This window comes from Marisediminitalea sp. (genome assembly GCF_984433645.1).
Genome location: NZ_CFIDRX010000137.1, coordinates 6157 through 11546 on the forward strand (window position 1 = coordinate 6157; position 5390 = coordinate 11546).

At 48.1% G+C, this 5390-nt stretch carries 5 protein-coding genes; 3 read left to right on the forward strand and 2 right to left on the reverse strand.

All coding sequences use genetic code 11. The features are described from left to right. Positions 1-185 precede the first annotated feature (185 nt). Positions 186-335 carry a hypothetical protein gene (locus AC4MRN_RS15450; protein ID WP_175555791.1) on the forward strand — a complete coding sequence of 50 codons (150 nt, stop codon included), beginning with the start codon at positions 186-188 and terminating at the stop codon, positions 333-335. 214 nt (positions 336-549) lie between these two features. Here the strand turns inward: AC4MRN_RS15450 and AC4MRN_RS15455 are convergent, their stop codons facing one another. Next, positions 550-918, reverse strand: a complete 369-nt coding sequence (locus AC4MRN_RS15455; RefSeq protein WP_491203774.1) for a hypothetical protein — start codon at positions 916-918, stop codon at positions 550-552. 18 nt (positions 919-936) lie between these two features. Continuing rightward, positions 937-2586, reverse strand: coding sequence for an AMP-binding protein (locus AC4MRN_RS15460; RefSeq protein WP_491203775.1), 1650 nt, complete (start codon positions 2584-2586; stop codon positions 937-939). A 232-nt stretch (positions 2587-2818) separates the two neighbouring features. Here AC4MRN_RS15460 and AC4MRN_RS15465 point away from each other — a divergent pair, with 232 nt between their 5' ends. Beyond that, positions 2819-3268 carry a (2Fe-2S)-binding protein gene (locus tag AC4MRN_RS15465; RefSeq protein WP_073321914.1) on the forward strand — a complete coding sequence of 150 codons (450 nt, stop codon included), beginning with the start codon at positions 2819-2821 and terminating at the stop codon, positions 3266-3268. A 2-nt stretch (positions 3269-3270) separates the two neighbouring features. Next, a partial coding sequence (locus AC4MRN_RS15470; RefSeq protein ID WP_491203776.1) for a xanthine dehydrogenase family protein molybdopterin-binding subunit occupies positions 3271-5390 on the forward strand: 2120 nt, incomplete at its 3' end.

The following is a 5390-nucleotide window of genomic DNA, read 5'->3' on the forward strand; positions in this document are numbered from 1 at the left end:
AAGTCAAGTTGACCTAAAAGCCGAAATCACTTTGTAATATTGAGTATAAAAAACAACTATCAATCCAAAAAATGCCTGGTATTCGCTACATTTTTAGGAAATTTTGTAACAATGAAAGTAAACTTTCATGTATCATTACAAAAAAACCTTTGTACCCTTACTTTAATAAAGCGTGGTGAAGACTTATGTCACAACAAGATAGCAATACTCTGAACAAGTCATATGACAATAATGCAATACAGGATCGCTCCATTGTTGAGGAATTAGCCGATGCTAAAAAAGAAATTAACGACCTTAAAATGCAGATCATGTGGATGGAACGTCAGTACGAATAAGCTTTAACAACGGCCAGGTTCAATTTTAATTGGCTGTTTAATACTCCATACAATAAATACATATAGTCAGCCAATCACGCTGTATAGCATCATGGTTATGCAACAGTTGATTGGCTGATTTTTTATGTCTGCTTTATTTGATATGGGTTGAGCTGGGGATTTACGTCACACAGATTTTGGCGGAGACACTAGACACGTCACCGCCCTTTTATGCTTAGTTTCCGTATTTGTCAGCCAATTTTTGATAATCCTGACAGGCTTGCGTTTCTTCATCTGCATTCATCAGGGTGTCACAGTCCCGGGCAGCCATGGAGTTTAAGCACGCCGTGGCGGGATCTACCAGATCCTGAAACTCGTGTACTTCGGCGATGGAGGTGAATTGCGTGCACATTTCACCTACCATGTTTTCGACCATTCCCATCATGGATGCCGGTATGTCATCGTTCATGGAAATTTCTTTTTGAATACAGACTTTCACTTTATTACATAAGTGATTAGCGGCGTCGTTCAATTCCTTAGCGCCCGCCAACACCTGAGAAGAACTCAGTACAAATACACTGACTAACAATCCTTTGCGCAACATAATTGCCCCCTGTTTTGGTTAATTTTCCCACACTATTTTGTCATCATACCCCTGATTGATGACATCTGGAAAGCGTTCTTCCAACACATGACGCTTTACTTTCAATGTTGGCGTAAGCAGTCCGTTCTCAATGGTCCAGGCTTCCATCATTACAATCAGTCGGTCAAGCCGTTGATGGCTTTCCAGTTTTGCATTTACGTGGGCCAGTGTTTCATTCAGCGAGGCGGTTACCTGATGATCTGGTAATTCCTGACCTTCTTCCGATAACACCAATAAGGCAATGGGCTGTGCCAGGCTGGCGCCAGTGACACACACCTGTTCAATTAGCACATTCTCCATCAGTTTCGCCTCTATAGGCGCTGGCGTCACGTACTTACCTTTGGCCGTTTTGAAAATGTCTTTGATTCGCCCGGTTATTTTATAATAGTTATCGGCATCTACCGTGGCTTTGTCACCGGTGCGCAAATACCCGTCTTCGGTGAAGGCTTCTTTGGTTTTTTCTTCATCCAGGTAATAACCAACCATGTTGGCCCGGGACTTCACCAATAGCTCACCTTCTTCCGACAATTTAATATCAACACCACTCCAGGGATGGCCGATACAACCGATTTTGTCGTGACGAAATGGCAGTGATGCGGTGCCCAGTGCTGCATTTTCAGTCATGCCCCACCCTTCGCAAATTTCCACGCCCAGGCGGGCAAACCAGGTAATAACTGAAGGAGGGATCGGCGCTGAACCACTGGCGCATATTTTGACTTCCGATAACCCCAGGCCGGCTTTAATTTTACGCTTGATCAGGCTGCTAACGATAGGAATACGCAACAACATATCCAGTTTTTTCTGTGGCAGCTTGTGCAATATACCCAGTTGAAATTTCGTCCACAGTCGCGGCACAGAAACAAACAATGTCGGTTTACAATGCTGCACATCACGTTGGAATGTATCCAGTGACTCAACAAAAAACAGCTGCATGCCAGCATGCAATGCTGCCATTTCCACCAATACGCGTTCAGTGATGTGGGCCAGCGGCAAATAACTCAGTAAGCGATCTTGTTGAGATAAGCTTAAGTCACCTCGCCCTACAGTGCCTGCCCAACTCATAGAGTCAAAGGTATGCATAACGCCTTTTGGATGGCCTGTGCTGCCCGAGGTGTAAATAATCGTCATCAGGTCGGTAGCATTCGGCACCGGACTGTCTGTCATTGCCGGACAGTCTAAAAACTCTGCCCAGTATTCGTCTGCTTTGATACCGGGGTATGGAAATGCGACGGTTTTGATCTCTTCGGGTATGGCAGCAATCTGATTGTCAGCATCGTCTAGTTTACCGATAAACACGACTTTCACGTCTGCGTGGTTTAATACATATTGAATGGTTTCAGTGCCTGCAGTGGCAAAAATAGGCACGGAGATGTGCCCCGTCATCATGATGGCCAAATCTGTCATGATCCACTCTGCACAGTTTTTTGCCAAAATAGCGATGCGGCTGCCTTTTTCCAACTGCATGGCTTCAAGTCGATAAGCGATACGTCGTACCGTATTCGCGACCATTTTCCAGTCGTATTCCTGGTACTCGCCGTTCACGGGTTGAACAAAACAGCGGCTGTCAGGTGTGGTGGTTTCCCATTTGTACAAGCACTCAAGAGGTGTTGCCGTCACTTCATTTGGCATTAAAAGTCCCTCGGTAGGTAAAATCATTATTATAATTAACATCAACTTTACAAAAACCTTGTGAAGAATGCCAATGAAAACAAGCTCAAAATGTTGCTAAGTTAACGGATTGTGCATAGATCATGACCATTTATCGATTCGACATGCATTTAATAGGAATAGGCATTGTGTTCGTATCTCAATCATGGTCTTTTATATTCATGATAACTACACTGCGTGAAGGACACTCACCATGAAAGTGACAATCAATAAAAACACCTTTGATTATGACGGCGATCCGGCGATGCCACTATTGTGGTTCATTCGTGACGACCTGAAGATGACAGGCACCAAGTTCTCCTGTGGCATGGCCTTATGTGGCGCATGCACTGTGCACATTGACGGAGAACCTACCCGCTCTTGTCAACTCCCCATGTCAGCCATTCAGGGCAAAACGGTAACGACCATCGAGGGATTATCGAAAGACGCTTCACACCCGGTGCAGGAAGCCTGGCGGGAGCACAACGTGCCCCAATGTGGTTATTGTCAGAGTGGTCAAATGATGCAGGCGGCTGCATTGCTGAGTAAAAATGCAAATCCCAGCGATGAGGACATTGAGAGTTACATGTCGGGCAACATTTGCCGTTGCGGTACCTACCCGCGTATTCGGGCGGCAATCAAAACGGCAGCAGGGAAGGTATAGTCATGGCTGAAACTATCTCTACGTCACGACGCGCGTTTTTAAAACGCAGCGCCACAGCGTCAGGTTTTACACTGGGCCTGACCCTACTACCCGCCTCTCGCCCCAGTGCGATGTTCGCTGATGCACCCGCCTCAGAGAGCCTGACACCCAGTGTATTTATCGCTATTCATGAAAACGGTGACGTTGACATTACCTGCCACCGTTCTGAAATGGGTCAGCAAATTCGCACCAGTATTCCACAGGTTATTGTGGAGGAACTGGGTGCTGACTGGCAACACGTTAACGTGGTACAAGCGACCGGCCACCCTAAATACGGTGACCAGAATACCGATGGCTCGCGCAGTATTCGACGTAACTTCGACCGGTTACGGGAAGCGGGAGCAACCGCTGCTTACCTACTTCGCGCTGCGGCAGCCAAGGGCTGGCAGGTCGATATTAACGATTGTGACGTTGAAAACCACCACGTTAAACACACACCAAGTGGCAAGCGTATAGCGTTTGGTAAACTGGTGGCAGTTGCCGCCACATTACCGCTCCCCGAACCTGACCAGCTTACCCTCAAAGCCCGTGAAGACTGGCAGTCCATTGGCAAGCCCATGCGTAGTCTGGACATTCATGCAATGACATCAGGTCAGGCTGTCTATGGTCAGGACGTCATTTTAGACAACATGTGCTTTGCGGTTATACAACGCCCCCCTGTTGTGTTCAGCGGGGTGGAATCGGTTAACGATGCTGACATCAAAAAGATGGCGGGCGTAGTGGATGTTATTACGCTCCCCGCACCGGAAGCGCCAGCCATGTTTAAACCACTGGGTGGCGTAGCCGTGATCGCGAACAATACCTGGCATGCCTGGCAAGCCAGTCGCGCACTAAAAATTAAATGGTCAGACAGCCCTAATGCCGGCTACGACTCTGCAGCGTACCGTGAACAGCTGCTTGCAACTGCAACCACGCCTGGTGAGGTTGTGCGTCAGCAAGGTAACTTTGCGGAAGCGAAACAACAAGCCGCATCGGTAATGGAAGCACAATATTATGCGCCTCACCTTGCTCAGGCGCCGATGGAGCCACCAGCGGCAACCGCCGTTGTTACCGAAGATAAGGCCGAAATCTGGGCCTGTACACAAACACCACAATCTGCCCGTCAGGTTGTCGCCGCGGCTTTAAATCTGGACCCTGAAAATGTGACTATCAATGTTACGCTGTTGGGTGGTGGCTTCGGGCGTAAATCCAAGCCTGATTTCGTAGTAGAAGCGGCACTGCTAGCCAAAGCGATGAAGCGGCCGGTAAAAGTGGTGTGGCGACGTGAAGATGACATTCAGCACGGTTACTTCCACACGGTGAGCGCACAAGCGCTAACCGCCACGTTAAACGAACAAAATCAGGTTACTGGGTGGCTGCACAATTCCGTGTTTCCGAGTATTTCGTCAACGTTTAACCCCGCCGCCAACAAACCCAGCGACGGTGAACTGGACCTGGGAATGGTGGATACTCCGTTCAACATAGAAAATCTGCAGTTGGAGCGCGGTGAAGCGCAAGCGCACGTGCGAATTGGCTGGCTCCGCAGTGTCGCCAATGTTTACCACGCCTTTGCTATTCAGTCGTTTGTAGATGAAATTGCCCAGCGCACAGGTAAAGACCAACAAGCCTTACTGCTGGAACTGATTGGCCCTGACAGACACATAGACTTTTCAAAGAGTAATGCGAAGTACGGCAACTACGGCGATCCGCTGGAAGACTATCCGGTTGACACCGCACGCTTAAAAAATGTCATTAACACCGTTTGCGAAAAGGCAAACTGGTCTAAGCGACACGAGCAAGGCCGCTTTTTGGGGCTGGCTGCGCATCGATCTTTCCTGACCTATGCAGCGGTTATCATTGAAGTCGACGTTGACGACAGAGGCAACTGGTCAATTCCCAAAGCCTATGTTGCATTGGATGCCGGTACGGTCGTCAATCCGGAACACGTTCGCGCGCAATGTGAAGGTGGGCTGATTTACGGCATAAGCTGTGCAATTGGCCAAATTACCGCTTCCAATGGCCAAATAAATGAATCAAACTTCCACAATTATCAGGTAGCCAGAATGCCGCAGACGCCGGTCAACGTTGAGGTCATTATCGTTGA

Coding starts and splice junctions, on each gene's coding strand:
- AC4MRN_RS15455 (WP_491203774.1), bottom strand. CDS start 918: ATGTTGCGCAAAGGATTGTTAGTCAGTGTATTTGTACTGAGTTCTTCT.
- AC4MRN_RS15450 (WP_175555791.1), top strand. CDS start 186: ATGTCACAACAAGATAGCAATACTCTGAACAAGTCATATGACAATAAT.
- AC4MRN_RS15465 (WP_073321914.1), top strand. CDS start 2,819: ATGAAAGTGACAATCAATAAAAACACCTTTGATTATGACGGCGATCCG.
- AC4MRN_RS15460 (WP_491203775.1), bottom strand. CDS start 2,586: ATGCCAAATGAAGTGACGGCAACACCTCTTGAGTGCTTGTACAAATGG.